Source organism: Azoarcus indigens (genome assembly GCF_004361735.1).
GTDB classification, from domain to species: Bacteria; Pseudomonadota; Gammaproteobacteria; order Burkholderiales; family Rhodocyclaceae; genus Azoarcus; species Azoarcus indigens.
In genome coordinates this window covers 62,847-82,831 of sequence record NZ_SNVV01000017.1, presented here as the reverse complement: position 1 = coordinate 82,831, position 19,985 = coordinate 62,847, and the positions used below count along the sequence as shown (strand labels likewise).

18 protein-coding genes are annotated in these 19,985 nt (G+C 71.4%); 5 read left to right on the top strand and 13 right to left on the bottom strand.

All coding sequences use genetic code 11. From position 1 onward, the window contains the following. Nucleotides 1–124: 124 nt before the first annotated feature. Genes C7389_RS17670 through C7389_RS17655 form a run of 4 tightly spaced genes read right to left on the bottom strand, consistent with a single transcriptional unit; the run spans nt 125 to nt 3,307 of the window. Nucleotides 125–904, bottom strand: a complete 780-nt coding sequence (locus C7389_RS17670; RefSeq protein ID WP_133593932.1) for a LamB/YcsF family protein — start codon at nt 902–904, stop codon at nt 125–127. Next, nucleotides 901–2,001, bottom strand: a complete 1,101-nt coding sequence (locus tag C7389_RS17665) for a 5-oxoprolinase subunit C family protein (protein ID WP_133593930.1) — start codon at nt 1,999–2,001, stop codon at nt 901–903. Before C7389_RS17665 ends, C7389_RS17670 begins: the two co-directional genes overlap by 4 nt. Next, a complete protein-coding gene (pxpB, locus tag C7389_RS17660) occupies nt 1,998–2,759 on the bottom strand; it encodes a 5-oxoprolinase subunit PxpB (protein ID WP_133593928.1) in 762 nt (253 codons plus the stop codon). Before pxpB ends, C7389_RS17665 begins: the two co-directional genes overlap by 4 nt. Continuing rightward, nucleotides 2,756–3,307 (bottom strand): winged helix DNA-binding protein, encoded by a 552-nt coding sequence (locus C7389_RS17655; protein WP_133593926.1) that lies wholly within the window; start codon nt 3,305–3,307, stop codon nt 2,756–2,758. Before C7389_RS17655 ends, pxpB begins: the two co-directional genes overlap by 4 nt. Nucleotides 3,308–3,453: 146 nt before the next feature. Between C7389_RS17655 and C7389_RS17650 the strand changes: the two genes are divergently transcribed. Next, complete coding sequence (locus C7389_RS17650; RefSeq protein WP_133593924.1) at nt 3,454–3,993, top strand: hypothetical protein; 540 nt, start codon at nt 3,454–3,456, stop codon at nt 3,991–3,993. On the opposite strand, the gene C7389_RS25740 is transcribed toward C7389_RS17650, so the two are convergent. The 3 genes from C7389_RS25740 to C7389_RS17635 all read right to left on the bottom strand — a co-directional run bounded on the left by C7389_RS25740 (nt 3,990) and on the right by C7389_RS17635 (nt 6,584). Then, complete coding sequence (locus C7389_RS25740) at nt 3,990–4,925, bottom strand: alpha/beta fold hydrolase (RefSeq protein ID WP_133593922.1); 936 nt, start codon at nt 4,923–4,925, stop codon at nt 3,990–3,992. The two genes, C7389_RS17650 and C7389_RS25740, sit on opposite strands and share 4 nt — an antisense overlap. Nucleotides 4,926–5,020: 95 nt before the next feature. Continuing rightward, on the bottom strand, nt 5,021–5,779 hold the full coding sequence (locus C7389_RS17640; protein WP_133593920.1) for a YfaP family protein: 759 nt from the start codon (nt 5,777–5,779) through the stop codon (nt 5,021–5,023). Next, nucleotides 5,757–6,584 (bottom strand): YfaP family protein, encoded by an 828-nt coding sequence (locus C7389_RS17635; protein ID WP_133593918.1) that lies wholly within the window; start codon nt 6,582–6,584, stop codon nt 5,757–5,759. Before C7389_RS17635 ends, C7389_RS17640 begins: the two co-directional genes overlap by 23 nt. A gap of 348 nt (nt 6,585–6,932) precedes the next feature. Between C7389_RS17635 and C7389_RS17630 the strand changes: the two genes are divergently transcribed. From C7389_RS17630 to C7389_RS17620, 3 genes are all read left to right on the top strand, one after another. After that, nucleotides 6,933–7,619 (top strand): hydrolase, encoded by a 687-nt coding sequence (locus tag C7389_RS17630; protein WP_133593916.1) that lies wholly within the window; start codon nt 6,933–6,935, stop codon nt 7,617–7,619. Nucleotides 7,620–7,719: 100 nt separating this feature from the next. After that, nucleotides 7,720–9,609: an amidohydrolase gene (locus tag C7389_RS17625; RefSeq protein WP_133593914.1), complete on the top strand. Its 1,890-nt coding sequence runs from the start codon at nt 7,720–7,722 to the stop codon at nt 9,607–9,609. Between the two features lie 5 nt (nt 9,610–9,614). Beyond that, a complete protein-coding gene (locus C7389_RS17620; protein ID WP_133593912.1) occupies nt 9,615–11,276 on the top strand; it encodes an MFS transporter in 1,662 nt (553 codons plus the stop codon). 42 nt (nt 11,277–11,318) lie between these two features. On the opposite strand, the gene C7389_RS17615 is transcribed toward C7389_RS17620, so the two are convergent. Then, nucleotides 11,319–12,281, bottom strand: coding sequence for a DMT family transporter (locus C7389_RS17615; RefSeq protein ID WP_211168311.1), 963 nt, complete (start codon nt 12,279–12,281; stop codon nt 11,319–11,321). A 158-nt stretch (nt 12,282–12,439) separates the two neighbouring features. Here C7389_RS17615 and bkdR point away from each other — a divergent pair, with 158 nt between their 5' ends. Further along, nucleotides 12,440–12,937 carry a Bkd operon transcriptional regulator BkdR gene (gene bkdR / locus C7389_RS17610; protein ID WP_133593910.1) on the top strand — a complete coding sequence of 166 codons (498 nt, stop codon included), beginning with the start codon at nt 12,440–12,442 and terminating at the stop codon, nt 12,935–12,937. Between the two features lie 13 nt (nt 12,938–12,950). On the opposite strand, the gene C7389_RS17605 is transcribed toward bkdR, so the two are convergent. From C7389_RS17605 to C7389_RS17585, 5 genes are all read right to left on the bottom strand, one after another. Next, complete coding sequence (locus tag C7389_RS17605; RefSeq protein WP_133593908.1) at nt 12,951–14,840, bottom strand: sigma-54-dependent Fis family transcriptional regulator; 1,890 nt, start codon at nt 14,838–14,840, stop codon at nt 12,951–12,953. A 209-nt stretch (nt 14,841–15,049) separates the two neighbouring features. Beyond that, nucleotides 15,050–16,510 (bottom strand): benzaldehyde dehydrogenase, encoded by a 1,461-nt coding sequence (locus tag C7389_RS17600; protein ID WP_133593906.1) that lies wholly within the window; start codon nt 16,508–16,510, stop codon nt 15,050–15,052. A gap of 26 nt (nt 16,511–16,536) precedes the next feature. Further along, on the bottom strand, nt 16,537–18,114 hold the full coding sequence (locus C7389_RS17595; RefSeq protein WP_133593903.1) for an FAD-dependent oxidoreductase: 1,578 nt from the start codon (nt 18,112–18,114) through the stop codon (nt 16,537–16,539). Between the two features lie 16 nt (nt 18,115–18,130). Continuing rightward, nucleotides 18,131–18,757 carry a gluconate 2-dehydrogenase subunit 3 family protein gene (locus C7389_RS17590; protein ID WP_133593901.1) on the bottom strand — a complete coding sequence of 209 codons (627 nt, stop codon included), beginning with the start codon at nt 18,755–18,757 and terminating at the stop codon, nt 18,131–18,133. Nucleotides 18,758–18,897: 140 nt separating this feature from the next. Next, nucleotides 18,898–19,815, bottom strand: coding sequence for a transporter (locus tag C7389_RS17585; RefSeq protein WP_133593899.1), 918 nt, complete (start codon nt 19,813–19,815; stop codon nt 18,898–18,900). Nucleotides 19,816–19,985: the final 170 nt, after the last annotated feature.

The window sequence follows — 19,985 nt, the reverse complement described above, 5'->3', positions numbered from 1 at the left end:
AGCAGGCACGGCGCATCGGCAGCGCAGCGGCACGACGGGAGGCCGGAATCAGCCCTGCCGTGGCCCACCTGAAGTGGCCCAGTTCAGGTAGCTCACCTCAGGTAGCTCACCACGAGCAGGCCGTTCAGCCGGCCTGCCCATCCACCAGCGCCGGTAGCGGCGCCAGCGTCCAGCCCGCGGCGCTCAGCGCGGCGGCGAGATGGCGCGCGCTCTCCACCGCCCCTGGCGTATCGCCATGCACGCAGATGCTCTGCATCGGTGCCGGCAGCACCTTGCCGGAGTGGGCGACGATGCCGCCTGCCGCCAGCATGCGCAGCACATGGGCGGCGACTTCGGCGTGGTCGTGCAGCACCGCGCCGGCTCGGCTGCGCGGCATCAGCATGCCCTCGTCGGTGTAGGCGCGGTCGGCGAAGATCTCGGCGGCCACCCGCAGGCCGGCGCGCTCGCCGGCGAAGTAGAGCTGCGACAGCGCCGGCGCCAGCAAGATGAGTTCGCGGTCCACCGCGCGCACCGCCCGCGCCACCGCGTCCGCCAGCGCGGCGTCCTCGCAGGCCTGGTTGCTCAGCGCGCCGTGCGGCTTCACATGGCTGAGGCGGCCGCCCTCGGCGGCGGCGAAGGCGGCCAGCGCGCCCACCTGGTAGATCACCGCCGCTTCCACCTCGGCCGGCGACAGCGCCATCGGCCGGCGGCCGAAGCCCTGCAGGTCCGGGTAGGCGGGGTGGGCGCCCAGGCTGACGCCGGCGGCCAGCGCGGCGCGCACCGTGCGGCGCATCACCATCGGGTCGCCGGCGTGGAAGCCGCAGGCGATGTTGGCGGAGTTCACCACCTGCAGCAGGGCTTCGTCCTCGCCCATCTTCCAGGCGCCGAAGGATTCGCCGAGGTCGGCGTTGAGGTTGATCTTCACAGCGTGCTCCTCTTCGGGTCGGCCGGCTGAGGCCGCGGGTCCAGCAGCGGGCGGTAATCCGGGCCCAGCGCATGCACCACGCCGCCCACCAGGTTGCAGGCATAGAGCGCGGCCAGATCCACGCCGTCGGCGTAGAGCGGGCGGATGGCCGCCAGCAGCTCGCGGGTGCAGGCCTCCGCCACCCGCGCCAGACGCTCGCCCTCGGCCACATCCACCGCGGCGAAACACAGGGGCTCCCCCGGCCGCAGCGCCGCCAGGCGGGGAATGTCGGCGCTGATCACGGTGGCGATCTTGGGATAGCCGCCGGCGGTCTGGGCATCGGCCAGCAGCACGATGGGCTGGCCCTTGCCCGGCACCTGGATGGAGCCGGGCACGGTGGCATCGGAGACGATTTCCGCCGCGCCGGCATGCGCCAGCGTCGCCCCCTCCAGGCGCACGCCCATGCGGTCGGCCTCGGCGGTGACGCGGTATTCGCCCGCCACCAGGGCCGCCAGCGCCTCGGCGGAAAAGTGATCCGCCTGTGGCCCGGGAATCACCCGGATGGGCGCGGCATCGCCGCCGGGCGGCTGCGGCAGCACCCGCTCCGGACCCTCCGCCGCGGCGGCGGCCGGCAGCAGGTCGCCGGCGGTCAGCGTCCGGCCCTGGCCGTCGATGCCGCCCAGGCCGGCACGCGCATAGGTGGCGGCGCTGCCCATGACCGCCGGCGGCGCCAGCCCGGCCACCGCCACCATCGCCAGCCGGCCGCGCTCCATGCGGCGGATGCGCAGCACCTCGCCTTCGGCCAGCGTCAGCGAGCGCCAGGCCGGCAGCGCCCGCCGCGCCTCGCCGCTGCCGATCTCCAGCGCGGCATGGCCGGCCACCGCGATGCGGACCGCGCCGCCGCGGGCAGCCAGCTGCAGGCCGCCGTCGAAGCACTCGATCACCGCGCAGTCTTCCGCATTGCCGGCCAGCGCATTGGCAAGGCGCATCAGCCGGCGATCCAGCACCCCGGCCCAGGGCACGCCGATGCGGCGGAAACCCCGGCGGCCGCCATCCTGCAGCGTGGCGAAGGCGCCGGGCGACAGCACTTCGACACCGATGGGCCTGGCCGCGCTCATCGCCCGCCTCCAGCCGCCGCCTCGGGGCGCCAGTGCGCCGGCGGCAATTCTCCCGCCGCCACCGCCGCCGCCAGCCGCGCGTACTCGGCGGCGGACACCGGCTCGAAACGCACGCAATCGCCCGCCGCCAACAGCGAAGGCTCGGCCGCCGCCGGGTCGAACAGGCGTACCGGGCAACGCCCCAGCAAGTGCCAGCCGCCGGGGCTTTCCCAGGGATAGATCGCGCTCAGCCCGGTGGCGATGGCGACGCTGCCCGGCGCCACCCGCAGCCGCGGTTCGGCGCGGCGCGGCAGGCGCAGCCGCTCCGGCAGGTCGCCCATGAAGGGGAAGCCGGGCATGAAGCCCAGCATGTACACCCGGTATTCGGTGCCGGCGTGCAGCGCCACCACCTCGTCGGCGGTGGCGCCGATGGCGGTGGCAGTCGCCTCCAGGTCGGGGCCGGCCTCGCCGCCGTAGCACACCGGCAGCCGCCAGTGCCGCCCGCTGGCGGCCTGCGTTTCGCCCGCGCCGGCCAGCAGCGGCGCCAGCGCGGCCTCGACGTCGGCGCGACAGGTGAGCAGCGGGTCGTAGAGCAGGGTGAGGGAGCGGAAGGTGGGCACCGCCTCGATCAGCCCGGGCAGGCCGCCGGCGCGGGCGAGCCGCTCCACCGCCGCGTCCAGCGCGTTCACCGCCGCCAGCAGGCCGGGGTCTATGGCGTCGCCGAACTCCACCGTCAGCGCGGCGTCGCCGGCATCCAGCAAGCGGATCTGCGGGCTCATCCCGGCACCGCCGTGGCCGCCGCCCGCGCCGCCTGGTCGTAGCGGCCGGAGAGCATGCGCAGCAGCGCCGCCAGCTCGCCGATGCGGGCATTGTCTTCCTCGCTGCCGGAGAAGCCCTCCATCAGGCAGGATTCGCGCACGTCGCGGTAGGCGAGGCAGACCTCGCAGCCCTTGTCGGTGAGGAAGAAGAAGGCTTCCTTGCCGCGGCGCTCGCTGCGCACCAGGCCCAGCCCGGCCAGCTTGCGCAGCGAGTAGGACACCACGTGGGTGTCCTCCACGTTGAGCACGAAGCAAATGTCGGCCAGGCGCTTGCCGCGCTCGCGGTGGGCGACGTGGTGCAGCACCAGCACGTCCAGCGCCGTCATGTCGGGCACCCCGGTTGCTGCGCTGGCACGGATCATCCAGCGCGAGAAGGCGTTCCAGGCCAGGATCATGCCGTACTCCAGTTCCGACAACTCCGGCGAACGCGGCGACACCAGGTGCTGGGAGGAGACGATGCGGCCGGCTTCCGGAACCATGCAGGGCAGGGCGGCTGGCGGTTTGCTCATGGTTTTCTCTTTTCGTATACGATTTATCGACAAGTTATAGATGAAATCAACAAATCGAACAATCACCGCCCGGCGCCTCCCTGCGTAGCTCCATGCCGGCATGGCCGGCCGGGCACCTCCCTGTTCCCAACCCACCCCGAGAACCCATGAACAGCGCCGAACGCGTCCTGCGCGCCTACCTCCACGCCAAGGACGAAAACCGCCCCCTCCACATGCAGCACGCCTTCGCTCCGGACGCGGTACTGGAGATGCAGGTCGCCAGCGACAACATCGCCTTTCCCGCCCGCAGCGAGGGCCTGGGCGCCATCACCGACGTGCTGGTGCGCCGCTTCGGCGAGCGCTACGACAATGTCTACACCTTCTACCTCGGCCGTCCGGCGGTCGAGACCGCCCACTTCCGCTGCGACTGGCTGGTCGGCATGACCGACAAGGAAAAGGGCGAGGTGCGCGTGGGCTGCGGCAGCTACGACTGGTACTTCGAAACCGCCGAGCCGCGCTGCGCCGAGAAGCTGAAGATCGTCATCGCCGCGATGGAGGTGCTGCCCGCGGCGCAGGCGCCCACGGTGTTCCAGTGGCTGCTGTCGCTGCCCTATCCGTGGACGGATGCCGCCACGGTGCTGAGGGAAGCACCGGCGCTGGCGGGCCTGCAGCCAGTGCTGGGCTGGCTGCGCAAGGGCGCCGCCTAAGCCGCCAGCAGAAAGGGCAGCGCCCGCTCCAGCAGCGCCGCCGGCGCTTCCTCCGGCACGTAGTGGCCGCAGGGCAGGGCACCGCCGTCCACCTGCTCCGCCACCCGGCGCCACTCGGCCAGCGGGTCGAAGCAGCGCTGCACCACGCCCTGGGCGCCCCACAACGCCAGCAGCGGCATGGGCAGCTTGCGGCCGGCGTCGCGGTCGGCGCGGTCGTGTTCCAGGTCGATGCCGGCGGCGGCGCGGTAGTCCTCGCACAGGCCGTGGGCGCTGCCGGGCTGGGCGAGGCAGCGGCCGTACTCGGCGAAGGCGCGCGGGTCGAAGGGGGCGAGGCCGGCATGCCGACTGCCCATGACGTCGCGCAGGTAGGCGGCCGGGTCGGCCTCGATCAGGCGTTCCGGCAGCGGCGCGCGCTGGATCAGGAAGAACCAGTGCCAATAGGCGCGGGCGAAGGCCTCGCTGGTCTGCTCATACATCGCCAGCGTCGGCGCGATGTCCAGCAGCACCAGGCGGCTCACCGCCTGCGCATGGTCGGCGGCGAGGCGGTGGGCGACGCGGGCGCCACGGTCGTGGGCGAGCACGGCAAAGCGCTCATGGCCGAGCAGGCGCATCAGCGTCGCCATGTCGGCGGCCATGCGGCGCTTGGCGTAGTTGGCGTGATCCGGCGCGCCGGCCGGCTTGGCGGAGTCGCCGTAGCCGCGCAGGTCGGCGGCCACCAGGGTGAAGTGGCGCGCCAGCTCCGGCGCCACCTTGTGCCAGATGGCGTGGGTCTGCGGATGACCGTGCAGCAGCAGCGGCGGCCGCGTGTCGCCCGCGACGGCATCGGTGACGCAGGCGAGGGAGAGGCCGGGCTCGACCTCCACCTTCAGGCTGGAGAAGCCGGGGAAAAGCTCGCTATCCGCCGGGATCGCGGCGGTGTTGGCGGGGAACATGGCTGTCCTCTTCGTGCTGGGGGAGGGGCAGTATCGCCCCTCGCCACCGCTCGCGGAAAGCCGCCGGCCGCGCCCGCCCAGGGGGAGACGACCGCTCAGGGATAGACGAACTGCCGCACCAGCGTCAGCTCCCCGGCGGCGCGCATCGGCACGTCGAACTCCTGGCGGCGCTCGTCCGGCGTGCCTTCGTTGGAGATCACGCTGACGCGGGCGGTGGTGAGCAGATGGCTCCGGCCGCTGCCGTAGTAATTCACATAGACCAGGTAGGGGCCCTTGGACGGCGACGGCGAGGCGAAGATCTCCGGGCCGTAGCCGGTGGTGACGTCCACATCGATGGCGCCGCTGCGCACCACCCGGTTGCCGTACCAGGCGTGCTCGCCGTCCGGTGTCAGCACATGGAGGTCGAGGTCGGTGCCGTCGGTATCCCAGCTCAGCACCACCCGCAGCCGCGCCTGCGGCTGGCCGGCGGCGGTCTGGTAGAACTGGGTGCGCTGCACGCTGCGGCCTTCGCCGTCGCGGATCTCGACGCTGTTGGAGCCGGTGGCGAAGCTGTAGGCGCGGCCGTAGCGGCCCTGCTCGTCCACTTCCAGCGGCATGGCGTTGCCGTTGACCACCAGGGTGGCCGGGCCCTTGCCCTGGCGGGCGATGCGGCCGCGGATCTGCGCCGCGTCCGGCGTGCCGGCGGGCATGCCGGCGCGGGAGGCGGGGTAGTTCACCTCCTGGGTGTAGGGCGCGTCGGCGCTGCCGGTGCGCCAGCCGCCTAGGGGCATCTCGGCCTGCGCCCAGGCTGCCGCCGCCGGCAGGGCGAGGGCGAGAAAAAGCGCGGCGTGCTCAGAAGATGACGGTTTTGACATGGGTGAGATCGCCGATCTTGCGCAGCGGCACGACGAAGCTCTCGCGCCGCTCCTGCGGGGTGTTTTCATGGAAGACGAGGGTGATGCGGCAGGTGATGATCTTGCGCTGCCGGGTGCTGTCGTCGAAATGGTAGCCGGCGCTGCCGAAGTTGCCCCAGTAGTTCACATAGAGCTGGTAGGGGCCGCGCAGCGGCGCGGTCATGGAGAACATCTCCGGGCCGGCGCCATCCACGCTGTCCACATCCATGCCGCCGCCGTTGCTGAGCTGCGGATGCGCCCAGAAGGCGTGCTGGCCGTCCGGCGTCAGCACATGCAGATCCACCTCCGCCTGGTCGTCGTCCCAGGCCAGGATGGCGCGCAGTTGGGCGCGCGGCCGCGCCGGATTGGCTTCGTAGAACTGCAGCCGGCCCAGGGACTCGCCCCCGGCGCTGCGGATCTCCACGCTGTTGGAGCCGGGGGCGAAGGCATAGGGGCGGGCGAAGCGGCCGTCGGTATCGCTGTACAACGGCATCGGGTTGCCGTTGACCACCAGCGTGGGCGGCGTGCGCACCTTGCCGTTGGCGTCGCGGGCGCGGTGCTCGGCGGCGAGGCGGCCGCGGATCAGCGTGCGGCCGGCCTGGGCGCCGCGGTCTATCGGCGAGTAGGGGTAGGCGACGCCGCTGTCCTCGCTGCGGTCGGTGAAGCCGCCGCGGTTCCAGCCGCCGGCGGGCGCGTCCAGCGTCAGCGGCTGCAGCGCCAGCACGGGCAGCGAAGCACATGACAGGGCCGCGGCGAGCAGGAAATCGGGGCGGAAGCAGAGACGCATCGGTGAGCCGGGAAGGTGGGGCGCGTGTCGCGCGGGCGGCGCCAGCGCAATGGCATGACGCGCCGCGCATGCTACGACCATCGCCGGCGGGGCGCAACGGCGGCCGCCTGAGCCTTCGCCGCCGCCGGCGCGGTCGCCTTCCGGGCGGGGGCGACCGGAAGATCGCCCCCGCTCCCGCACGCACAGCGGCGCGGCACTCTCCACCATTGCATCCCGCTGATACGAACAGCCGATGGTCGTACTCCACTTTAGCGCCTAGTCTGCTTATGGGCGATGCGACAGCCCGGCGCGGCAATCGCCCCAGCAACAACCCCCCAGCAGTGCAATCGACAACAAAAGGAGCAGAAGATGTCCAACCCCAAGCTCGAAGTCCTGACCCCGCAAAACAGCCAGCTCATCTTCATCGACCACCAGCCGCAGATGGCCTTCGGCGTGCAGTCCATCGACCGCCAGGTGCTGAAGAACAACACCGTCGGCCTGGCCAAGGCGGCGAAGATCTTCAACATCCCCACCACCATCACCACGGTGGAAACCGACTCCTTCTCCGGCTACACCTACCCCGAACTGCTCGATGTCTTCCCCGAGCAGCCGCTGCTGGAGCGGACCTCGATGAACTCCTGGGACGACCAGAAGGTGCGCGACGCCCTGGCCGCCAACGGCCGCAACAAGATCATCGTCTCCGGCCTGTGGACCGAGGTGTGCAACACCACCTTCGCCCTGTGCGCCATGCTCGAAGGCGGCTACGAGATCTACATGGTGGCCGACGCCTCCGGCGGCACCAGCAAGGAAGCGCACGACTACGCCATGCAGCGCATGGTGCAGGCCGGCGTGGTGCCGGTGACCTGGCAGCAGGTGCTGCTCGAATGGCAGCGCGACTGGGCCCACCGCGACACCTACGATGCGGTGATGAAGCTGGTGAAGGAGCACTCCGGCGCCTACGGCATGGGCGTGGATTACGCCTACACCATGGTGCACAAGGCGGCCCAGCGCACCAGCACGCCACACAAGGCCATTCCTGCCGTTCCGGCACGCTGACCGCCACCTGATGACAACCCGCCGCCCCCGCCGGCGGCGGGCTGCATTGCCTGCGCCGCCCGCTTTCCGATTGCGACCGCCCCCTCGCCGAGGACATCCCATGCCCGCCAACGCCAGCACCCCCGACCTCATCCTCACCAACGGCAAGTTCGCCACCCTGGACAAGCAGAACCCGGAAGCCGAAGCCGTCGCCATCCGCGATGGCCGCTTCATCGCCGTCGGCAGCCGGCAGGACGTCATGCCGCTGGCCGGCGGCCACACCCGCGTCATCGACCTCCACGGCCGCCGCGCCATCCCCGGCCTGATCGACAGCCACATGCACATCATCCGCGGCGGCCTCAACTACAACCTCGAACTGCGCTGGGATGGCGTGCGCTCCCTGGCCGAGGCCATGCGCATGCTGAAGGAACAGGCCGCGCGCACCCCGGCGCCGCAGTGGCTGCGGGTGGTGGGCGGCTTCACCGAACATCAGTTCGCCGAAAAGCGCCTGCCCACGCTGGAAGAACTCAACGCCGCCGCGCCGGACACGCCGGTGTTCATCCTCCACCTCTACGACCGCGCCCTGCTCAACGGCGCCGCCCTGCGCGCGGTGGGCTACACCAAGGACACCCCCAACCCGCCGGGCGGCGAGATCGTGCGCGACGCCCACGGCAACCCCACCGGCCTGCTGCTGGCCCAGCCCAACGCCACCATCCTCTACGCCACGCTCGCCAAGGGCCCCAAGCTGCCGCCGGAGTACCAGAAGAACTCCACCCGCCACTTCATGCGCGAGGTGAACCGCCTCGGCGTCACCGGCGTCATCGATGCCGGCGGCGGCTTCCAGAACTACCCGGACGACTACCGGATCATCGAGGAGCTGCACCGCGAGGGCCAGCTCACCGTGCGCCTGGCCTACAACCTGTTCACCCAGAAGCCCAAGGAAGAACTGGCCGACTTCAAGAGCTGGAGCGCCCAGGTGCAGCCCGGCCAGGGCGACGACCTCTACCGCCACAACGGCGCCGGCGAGATGCTGGTCTATACCGCCGCCGACTTCGAGGATTTCCGCGTCGAACGCCCGGACATGCCGCCCTCCATGGAAGCCGACCTGGAGCCGGTGATCCGCCTGCTCGCCGAAAAGCGCTGGCCGTGGCGGCTGCACGCCACCTACGACGAAACCATCTCGCGCGCGCTGGACGTGTACGAGAAGGTCGCCCGCGACGTGCCCTTCGACGGCCTCAACTGGTTCTTCGACCACGCCGAGACCATCTCCGAACGCAACATCGACCGCATCGCCGCGCTCGGCGGCGGCATCGCCGTGCAACACCGCATGGCCTACCAGGGCGAGTACTTCGTCGAGCGCTACGGCGCCCGCGCCGCCGAAGCCACGCCGCCGGTGAAGAAGATGCTGGAGCGCGGGGTGAAGGTGGGCGCCGGCACCGACGCCACCCGCGTCGCCTCCTACAACCCCTGGGTGTCGCTGTCCTGGCTCACCACCGGCAAAACGGTGGGCGGCCTCGGCCTCTATCCCCAGGCCAAGCTGCTGGACCGCGACACCGCGCTGCGGCTGTGGACCGAGGCCAACACCTGGTTCTCCTCCGAAGTCGGCAAGAAAGGCCAGATCAAGGCCGGCCAGCTCGCCGACCTGGCGGTGCTCTCCGCCGACTACTTCGCCGTGCCCGGCGACGAGATCCAGGACATCACCTCGGTGCTCACCGTGCTCGGCGGCCAGGTGGTGCATGGCGACCAGGAATTCGGCCCGCTGGCGCCGGAGCTTCCGCCGGCCATGCCGGACTGGTCGCCGGTGCGCCACGACGGCGGCTACCGCCCGCGCGCCATCCAGCCCGCCCAGGGCTACACCACGGCCCGCCTGCAACCGGACGCCGCCTGCGGCTGCGCCAGCGCCTGCGGTGTGCACGGCCACGCCCATGCGCAGGCCTGGGCGGCCCAGGTGCCGGCCGGCGATGCGCGCAGCTTCTGGGGCGCGCTCGGCTGCGCCTGCTGGGCATTCTGATCATCATGACCAAGACCGCGGCCTCCACGGCCGACTCCACCACCAGCGCCGCCACCGGCGCCTTCGCCCCGCTCGCCTTGCCCACCTTCGCCGTACTGTGGGTGGCGACGGTGATGGGCAACATCGGCAGCTTCATGCGCGACGTCGCCAGCGCCTGGCTGGCCACCGACCTGTCGGCCTCGCCGGCAGCGGTAGCCATGATCCAGGCCGCGGCCACGCTGCCGGTGTTCCTGCTCGCCATCCCCGCCGGCGTGCTGGCCGACATCCTCGACCGCCGCCGCTTCCTCGTCGCGGTGCAGATCGGCCTGGCGCTGGTCAGCGGCACGCTGATGCTGCTGGCCTGGCGCCAGGCGCTCACCATCGAACTGCTGATCGCCATGGTTTTCCTCGGCGGCGTCGGCACCGCGATGATGGGGCCGACCTGGCAGTCCATCGTGCCGGAGCTGGTGCCCCAGCCCATGCTGCGGCGGGCGGTGGCGCTGAACTCGCTGGGGGTGAACATCGCCCGCGCCATCGGCCCGGCCGCCGGCGGCCTGCTGCTGGCCGCCTTCGGCGCCGCCGCCACCTATGGCGCCGACCTGTTCAGCTACCTGTTCGTGATCGCCGCCCTGCTGTGGTGGCGCCGCCCGCCGCAGGCGGAAGACCCGCTGCGCGAGCACTTCTTCAGCGCCCTGCGCGCCGGCCTGCGCTATACCCGCGCCCACAGCAAGCTGCATGTGGTGCTCATCCGCACTGCGGTGCACTTCGCCTTCGGCAGCAGCATCTGGGCGCTGTTGCCGCTGGTGGCGCGCCAGCTGCTGCAGGGCGGCGCCAGCCTGTACGGCGTGCTGCTGGGCGCGGTCGGCGCCGGCGCCATCCTCGGCGCGCTGCTGATGCCGCGGCTGCAGCGCCGGCTGGATGGCGACGGCGTGATGCTGGCCTCGGCCCTGGCCACCGCGCTGGTGATGGCCGCCCTCTCCGCCGCGCCGCCGGTGTGGCTGGCGCTGCCGCTGCTGCTGTTGCTGGGCGCGGCCTGGATCCTGGCGCTCACCACCATGGCCGGCGCCGCCCAGGCCATCCTGCCGAACTGGGTGCGCGGCCGCGCGCTGGCGGTGTACCAGATGGTGTTCAACGGCGCGCTCGCCGCCGGCAGCCTGCTGTGGGGTTTCGTCGCCCAGGGCCTGGGCACGCCGCAGGCGCTGCTGATCGCCGCCGTCGGCCTGGTGCTGGCGGCGCTGGGCATGCACCGGCTGCGCCTGCCGCTGGGCGAGGACGACCTCGGCCCCGCCCGCCACTGGCCCGACCCGGAGATGGCGGAAGCCGTCGCCCACGACCGCGGCCCGGTGATGATCCTGATCGAGTACCGCATTCCCACCGCCGACCGCGACGCCTTCCTCCACGCCGTCCACCAGCTCTCCGAGGAACGCCTGCGCGACGGCGCCTTCAGCTGGGGCGTGATGGAAGACCCGGCCGACGCCGGGCTGCTCACCGAGTGGTTCCTGGTCGAGTCCTGGGCCGAACACCTGCGCCAGCACCGCCGGGTGCACAGCGCGGATGCCGACCTGCAGCGCGAGGTGGTGCGCTTCCATGCCGGCGAGGCCCCGCCCAGGGTGCGCCACCTGCTCGGCATCGGCCTGCCGCCGCGCCAGCCCACGCGCCAAGGGAGTGAGCCCGCCGGGCCGCACTGAAACGGCAATCCGGGGGGGCGGCGCCAGTGCACTGCCCCGGCCTCATCCCCGCCTTGCCGGCAGGCTCACCAGCGCAATGCCGCCGAGGATGGCGCACACGCCGGCCAGCAGCGCGGGCGTCAGCGCCTCGCCCAGCAGCAGCACCGACAGGGCCAGCCCCACCACCGGCACGCCCAGCATCGCGCTGGCCATGGCGGTGGCCGGCAGGCGCATGCTGGCGGCGTTGACCGCGCAGAAACAGAAAGCGGTGGCCAACGGGCCGACGAACAGCGCCACCTGCCAGAAAGCCGGCGAACCATCGCCGCTGTAGGGCCCCTCCACCACCCGGGCCAGCACCAGCAGCAGCAGCGTCGCCACCAGCATCTGCCAGGGCGCGAGGTGATATGCGCTGCTGGCGCCGCGCCGGCGGCGCAGATGGAGGATGCACACCGCCCAGCACAGGGAGGCGGCGAGCAGCATCAGGTGGGCCTTCAGCACCGCCGCATCCCGCCAGTCCAGCGCCAGCGGATTGAACAGCAGGGCCACGCCGGCCAGGCCCAGCACGGTGCCGCCGGCCTGGCGGGGGCCTAGGCGCTCGCCGAACAGCAGGATGGCGGCCGGCGTCACCCACAGCGGCGTGGTGTAGGCCAGCACCGCCGAGCGGCCGGCGGGGATCTCGGTCAGCGCCAGCGTGCCCAGCACGGTGAAGGCGAGCATCTGCAGCAGGCCGACGCTGGCCACCAGCGGCAGGTCGCCGCGCCGCGGCAGGCGCAGGCTGCCGGTCGCCAGCTGCAGCGCGAACAGGCAGAGGCCGCCGAGGGCGAAGCGGGTGGCGGCGAACCAGATCGGCGTGATGTGCTCCAGGCCGGCCTTCATCACCGGCCAGTTCGCACCCCAGATCACGATGGCGAGACCAAGCAGGGCAGCACCTTGCAGGCCGGCGAATGGCCGCCGACGCAGCCAGCCCGGGCGCCCGGGGAAGGCGGCCGGCGGAGTCAGGGAGCAGGGGGAAAGCGGACTGGCCACGGACGTTCTCCATCGACGGATAGCGGCCGCGCACGCGGCGCGGCATGGAGAAGATCCTATCCCTCGACGGGCAGAATTTTTGTCTTACCTTGGCTATGCTTGGCGCTGATTTCAGACGATTCGTCTGTCCGTTCATCCATTCATGGATAAATTATCCGATGCGACAACTCGACCGCACCGACATCGCCATTCTCAACAGGCTGCAGGACAACGCCCGCATCACCAACGCCGAACTGGCCCGCTCGGTGAACCTCTCGCCCACGCCCTGCTTCAACCGGGTGAAGGCAATGGAGGAACTGGGGCTGATCCGTCGCCAGGTCACGCTGCTGGCGCCGGAGATGCTGGGCCTGCTGGTGAACGTCTTCATCCATGTGCGGCTGGAGAAGCAGGCGGAGGACATGCTCAAGCGCTTCGAAGCGGCGATGGACGAGCGGCCGGAGGTGATGGAGTGCTACCTGATGACCGGCGACGAGGATTACCTGCTGCGGGTGGTGGTGCCCGACATCCAGGCGCTGGAGCGCTTCATCCTGGACCATCTGACCAAGGTTCCCGGCGTCGCCAACATCCGCTCCAGCTTCGCCCTCAAGCAGGTGCGCTACAAGACCGCGCTGCCGCTGCCGGACCAGGGCCTGACACTGCGGCCACCGGCGCGCTGAGCGGCGGGCAGCCCTAGCGCCGCCCGCGCAGCCGGCGGTACAGGGTGGCGCGGCTCATGCCCAACAGGCGGGCGGCGGCGGCCACCTTGCCGCTGGTTTCCTTCAGCGCGCGCTGGATGGCTTCCTCCTCCAGCGTGGCGAGCAGTCCACTGGCCGCCGCCGGCGCGGCCTGAGGCGGCGCCAGGGCAGGGAAATCGTCCGGCTGCAGCGGGCGGCCCGGCTCGGCCACGGTATGGGCGTAGGTCAGCGCATGGCGCAGCTCGCGGGCATTGCCCGGCCAGGGATGGGCCAGCAAGCGGGCAAGCGCAGCCGGCGCCAGGCTGCGGTGGCCGGCGGAGACCTCCGCCAGCAGCGCCTCCATCAGCGCCGCCAGCCCGCAGCGCTCGCGCAGCGGCGGCAGCGTCACGGTGAAGCCGGCGATGCGGTAGTAGAGGTCGGCGCGGAAGCGGCCCTCGCCCATCGCCTGCTGCAGGTCCCGGTGGGTAGCGCAGATCAGCTGGAAGTCCACCCGCCGGCTGGCGGTACTGCCCAGGCGGCTGAGTTCGCGCGTCTCCAGCACCCGCAGCAGCCGCGCCTGCAATGCCATCGGCATGTCGCCGATTTCGTCCAGGAACAGGCTGCCGCCATCGGCCAGCTCGATCTTGCCCGGCATGCCGCCGCGCCGGGCGCCGGTGTAGGCGCCTTCGACATGGCCGAACAGCTCGCTCTCGATCAGCGTTTCCGGTATCGCCGCGCAGTTCAGCGCCACCAGCGGGCCGGCGGCGCGGGGGCTGCGGCGGTGCAGGCAGTCCGCCGCCACCTCCTTGCCGCTGCCGGTTTCGCCCAGCAGGAGCACTGGCAGGTGGTTGGCGAGGGCGCGCAGCGCGGTTTCTAGCTGGCGCGGGATGCCGGCATCGCCGAACTCCGGCAGCACCGTTTGCGGTGGTGCGGCCGGGGGACGTGCAGGCGGTGGTGCGGCAAGCGCCGGCTGCACCGGGCCGCCGGCGGAGGCAAACAGGCAGAGGCCGGAATGCAGGCGCAGCGGCACCGGGCCGCGGGCTTGACGCAGCGCATCCATACAGGCCTGGAAGCGGCCTTCGAAGAGATCGCCGAAGTGCAGCGCGGCGCCCCGGCCATGGTCGCCGCCTTCGCCGCGCTCGCCGAGGAAGCGCCGCGCCTGCTCGTTCATGCCGAGGATCTCGCCATCCGCGCCCAGCGCCACCAGCAGGTCCTGGGCGTCTTCCGGGCGGCTGTCGTCCCAGGACAGCGTGAGGGTGTGGGCCGCAGGCCGGGCGCGGAACAACTCGCGCTCTATCGCCCGCGCGCACTGGCTCACCAGGGCGAGGGCGCCGAAATCCGGCCGCGGCGAATCGCGGGTGATGTCCACCACGCCGGCCAGGCTGCCGTCCGGCGCCAGAATGGGGGCGGCGGCGCAGTGGAACATGCGGGTGGCGGAGAAGAAGTGCTCCGGGCCGAACACCCGGATGGCGCGGCGCTCGCTCAGCGCACAGGACATGGCCGACGTGCCGATGGCGCCTTCTGACAGATCCACCCCCTGGCGGAAAGCCAGCCGCATCGGGTGGGGACGGTCGTTCAGCGCGCCACCGACCGACAGCGCATAGCCGGCGCCATCGGTCATCAGTACCGCATAGCCGGCGCCGCTCACCGCCCGCGCCAGCTTGTCCAGCGGCCCGGCGGCGGCCTGCAGCAGCGGCTGGCCGCGCTCCAGCAGGCCGCGCAGCATGGCGCGGCCGACCGGCTCGAACTCCACCGGATCGCGCTCGCGGCGGTCGGCGGCGGTGCAGCGCGTCCAGGAGCGGAAAATCGCTTCGTCTATCAGGTCGTCCGGCTTCAAGCCGTGTTCGAAATAGGCCTGACGGGCGACGATGGCTCTCTCTAGCGGGCTGGGGGCAGGCGGGTTCATCTCGGTGACCTCGCGGCGGGGCGCAGGGTAGCACCCGAATCCAGAAGTCGTTTTTATACATCCATTAACTGACTTACGGTATAGCCGGCCTAAAGTCAGCCGCCACGCCGCGAGGGAAAAGCCCCGCGACAGCACCGGGGAAGGCGGCTGCCGCGGGGAAACGCGTCGATCGAAGCCGGCGGCATGGCCAGGGGCCGGCGGCGAGCCGCTCAAAAGGGGTACTGGATGCCGCTGTCCATCACGCTGACCCACTGCGTCTGGCTGAAAGCCTCGAAGCTGGCCGGGCCGCCGAAGCGGCTGCCGTTGCCGGAGGCGCCCATGCCGCCGAAGGGCACCTGGAATTCGTTGTTCACCGTCTGGTCGTTGATGTGCACCATGCCCGCCTTCAGCCGCGAGGCCAGCGCCAGCGCGCGCGGCACCGAGGCGCTGTGCACCGCGGCGGCCAGACCGTAGTCGGAGCCATTCACCAGCGCGACCGCCTCGTCGTCGCTGTCGAACACGGTGATGGGCGCCACCGGGCCGAAGATTTCCTCCGTCCATGCCGGCATCGCCGGGGTGACGTCCGCCAGCACGGTGGCCGGGTAGAAGCGGCCATCGCGCTTGCCGCCCGCCAGCAGCCGCGCGCCCTGCGCCACCGAGCGCGCCACCACCTCCTCCACCTTGCCGGCCTGGCGGTCGTTGATCAGCGGGCCCAGATGCACCGGCCCGGCGGCCGGGTCGCCCGCCACCAGCCTGGCCGCCCGCGCCGCCAGCAGCTCGGCGTAGCGGCCGGCGACCTTGCGCTGGACGAGGTGGCGGCCGGCCTGCATGCAGATCTGGCCCTGGTGCAGGAAGGCGCCCCAGGCGGCGCAGGAGGCGGCGGATTCCAGGTCGGCGTCGTCCAGGATCACCATCGCGTTGTTGCCGCCCAGTTCCAGCGACACCTTCTTCAGCATGCGGCCGCAGGTTTCGCCGATCTGGCGGCCGACGGCGGTGGAGCCGGTGAAGGAGATCATCTTCACCGCCGGGTGGCGCACCAGCGCCTCGCCGGTGGCCGGGCCGCCGGGCAGCACGTGCAGCACACCGCGCGGCAGGCCGGCGGACTCGAACAGTTCGGCCAGCAGCAGACCGCCGCATACCGCGCTCTGCACATCCGGCTTGAGTATCACCGCGTTGCCCAGGGCCAGCGCCGGCAGCACCGAGCGCAGGCCGAGCAGGATGGGGAAGTTCCACGGTGCGATCACGCCGACCACGCCGATGGGCACCCGCTGCCAGTAGTTGCGCCGGGCAGGCATGGAGGAGGGAAAGATCTCGCCGACCGCGTGCATCGGCATGGCTGCCGCCATGTGCGCCTGCTCCACGCTGGCGTTCAGCTCCCACTCGGCCTTGGCCGGAATGGAGCCGCATTCGCGCACGTTCCAGTGGTTGATGCGTTCGGCATCGGCCTGCAGCAGGCGGGCGAACTCACGCAGGACGGCGGCGCGGCGGTCGAAGGGCAGCGCCGCCCAGGCCGGCTGGGCTTCGGCGGCGAGGCGGGCGGCGGCGTCCACATCGTCGGCATCGGCGGTGGCGAGCAGGCCCAGGCGCTGGCCGGTGGCGGGCTCGGTGACGGCGACGCTGTCGCCCCGGCCGGGCTGCCAGTCGCCGAGGAAGATGCGCTGTTCCCAGCGCGCTGCGGGGGTGTCGGTCATGGTCGGTTCTCCTGGTTGGGCGGCGTTCAGCCTTGAGCGGCGGCGGGGTGGGCGGCGTTGATGTGGTCGGCGATGTAGCTGGCCAGCGCATACACCGTTTCCGACGGGTTGTAGCCGATGGAGGTGGGCAGCAGGCTGGCGTCGGCGATGTAGAGATTGCGTACGTCATGGGTTTCGCCGTGCGGATTCACCACCGTCTTCGCCGGATCGGCGCCCATGCGGCAGGTGCCCTGCGGGTGGAAAGAGGTGTAGCGGTAGCGCGCCGGCTGGTTCTTCAGGCCGTCGATGACGCGGTCGATGTCGGCCGGGCTTTCCATCACCAGCGCCTGCGAGCTCGGCAGGTGCACCCGCCGCGCGCCCGCGGCGAACAGCACCCTGGCGTTGGTCTTGAGGCCAGCCTTCATCGCCTCGAAGTCGGCGTCGTCCACCGTGTAGCGGATGTGCTTGGCGCCGTCCTTCCAGCTCACCTCGCCGACGTTCTTGTCGTGGATCAGGGTGATGAGGCGCAGGGTGTTGCGGTAGCGGCTCATGTAGGAGACGTAGGGCTTGCCGGTGCCGGGCTCGACCTGGAAGCTGGCCTCCACCGGGTCCTGCACCGCGTTGAGCAGCAGGTAGCCGCCCTCTTCCGGCAGGGTGTACTTGTCCACATAGAGCGAGTGGGCGGCGCCGTGGAAATCATCCACCTTGTCGTCGAACTCGGCGGTGAGCGACAGCGTGGGGTGGCAGGCGAAGTTCTTGCCGACCTGGCCGCTGCTGTTGGCGAGCTGGCTCTTCTGCAGCAGCAGCGGCGTCTGCACCGGCCCGGCGGCGAGGACGACGATGGGCGCATCCACCCGCAGGTCGGCCTTCTTGCGGCCGCTCGCCGGGTCCACCACCTCCGCCTCGATGCCGCGGGCGACGCCGCCTTCGGCCAGCACCCGGGTGGCGCGGGTGTCGGCGTAGATGCGGGCGCCGTGGGCCGCCGCCCAGGGCAGGTAGGTGACCAGCATGGATTGCTTGCGGTCGGACACGCAGCCGGCGAAGCAGAAGCCGGTGAGGCCGCAGTCCTTCACGTTGCGCCGGGCGACGCCGGCGGGGATGCCCAGCTTCTGCAACCCGGCGTTGATCATTTCCGCGCCTATGCTGGTTTCGTGAGGGCCGTTCTGGCGGATCTTGAGGTTGGCTTCCACTTTGTCGAAGTAGGGCGCCATCACCGCCGGGCTGAGGTTGGAGAGGCCGAACTCCTGCGCCCACAGCTTCAGGTAGTAGTCCGGCGTGCGGAAACAGAGCGCCGCGTTCACCACGGTGGAGCCACCCACGCAGGCGCCTTGCAGGATGCTGATGTCGCCGTCGGCATTGGATTGGCCGCCGTGGTCCTGGTACAGCGTGCCCATCGCGATGGCCATCATCTCGGTGAATTTCTCCGACGGCACGTAGGGGCCGGCTTCCAGCACCACCACCGACTTGCCCTTGGCCGCCAGTTCGTAGGCGGCGATGGCGCCGCCTGCGCCAGAGCCGACGATCACCGCGTCGGCCTTGAGGTGCAGCTTGCGCTGCTTGATGTCCGCCGCCTGGGTGAGCTTGAGGCCGTGGGGCGGCACGATTGCGATCTTCTTCTGGGTCATCTGCATACTCCGGCGGTCATTGGGGCTGGGCCTGGGAGACCTGCGGCAGGGGCGCGTTGCCCAGCGACTGCAGGCCCCATTTGCGCGTCACCGGGCCGTCGTAGCCCAGCGGCGCCCAGGTCGGCGGGTGGGCCCAGTAGGCGAGGCCGACCAGCTTCTTCAGCCCCATCGCCAACGCCCGTTGCGGCAGCTCGGGCGAATCCGCCCATTCGTCGCAGAAGCGCGCCGCCTCGGCGTCGCCCAGCGCGGTGAAGCGCTTGCCGTAGCGCGCCTGCGGGCCGTCGTCGAAGTAGCGCACGCCGCCCTTCAGGCCCTGCAGGATGTGCGGCTCCATGGTCGCCAGCAGGGCGGCGTCCAGCGTCTGCATCACCGGGATCTGCGCGGCGGGCACCAGAGCGCTGCCGTCGGTGGGCAACATCACCGCCAGCAGGCGCTGGAATACCGCGTGTTCGCCCGCGCTCATCACCTTGATGCCCTCCGGCAGCGCGGCCTGGGCAGCGCCGGGGGCGAGCAGGCCGGCACCGGCGGCAACGCCGGCCGCGGCGAGGCCGAAGCGCAGGAAGGCGCGCCTGTCCATGCGCTGTATCTGCGCCAGCGCCTGCAAGGTGTGCGGATGCAGGCTGGTGGAAGTGGGTTCGGGCATTGTCTTGTCTCCTGTTGTGGTCGGTCTGGTCGGCGGCGGGGGCAACGCCCTCGCCGTCTGCCGGCCGTCTCTTGGGGAACGGCCGCGCGGGAGCGGCCGCCCGCTCCCCGCGCCTGGATGCGGCCCTCACGGGCCGCGCCTCAGAACACCTTCAGCAGCCGCAGGTTGAAGCGGCTGGATTCACGCGCGCCGTTCTCCACCCGCAGCGCCTGGCCGTACTGCGCCTGCAGCTGCACGGAGGGGGCGACGAAGGTGGCGAAGGTGAGCAGCCAGCGGTCATTGCGCAGGCGGTCGTCCTGGCGCACGCCGTCCAGCTTCGTCTCACCGCCGTAGTCGCGGTAGTAGGAGACGGCGGCGTGGGTGGTGGGAGAGAAGAGATAGCGCAGGTGGGCCTGCAGGCCGTAGCTGGGGTCCTGCTTGCGCTTCATGCCGAGGAAGTCGTCGTTCTCGCCATACACCGCGTACTCGCCGATCAGGTCCAGCATGAAGCTGGCCGGCAGCGCGGTGACGTAGCCGGCCTGCAAGATGCCCTTCCAGCGGTTCTCGCCGACGTTCACCGGGCCCTTGTCGCCGTCATAGCTGCCGACCGGGATGGAGACGAAAGCCGACAGGCCCAGCCAGCGCTTCTCCTCGGCCTGGTTCACCAGCCACAGCGTGCCGCCGACCAGCGGATCGCCGACGCCGCTGGCGGAGGTGGAAGAGAGGCCGGCGAAGGGCGTCTTCAGCCGCACGGTGCCGAAGGGCAGGATGACCTGCGGGTCGATCACGTAGTCGCCCAGCCTGGCGTAATGCACCCAACGCAGCAGGCCGATGTCGGTCTCCAGGCGGAAGCGGCCGGGCAGCTTGTCGCCGCCGGCGTAGTAGGTGTCGCGCTCGGTGTGCTGCAGGTAGAGGATGCCGAGGTCGGTGCCCGGCGGCAGCGCTGCGTAGTCGCCAGGGTCGGTGGCGATTTCCGCCGCGCCGGCGCCGCCGGCAAGCAGGCCCAGGCTGGCGAGCAGGGCGAGGGGCAGGGATGCGGGGCGCGAACGCCCCCGGACGCAGCAGGATGACCTGTGCATGGGTGGAGTCTCCTCGTTGTTTTGGCTTTGCGGGTACCGTCTGCGCGGCCCCGTGCCATGCATGGCAAGGAGTGTTCCAGCCGTATTCTCCGCTGCGCGTAGAGGCGGTTTCCCTTTTTTAACAGCGGCTTGCGGTGAAGGCGGCGGCCGCCCGCCGGACGCAGGGTCGT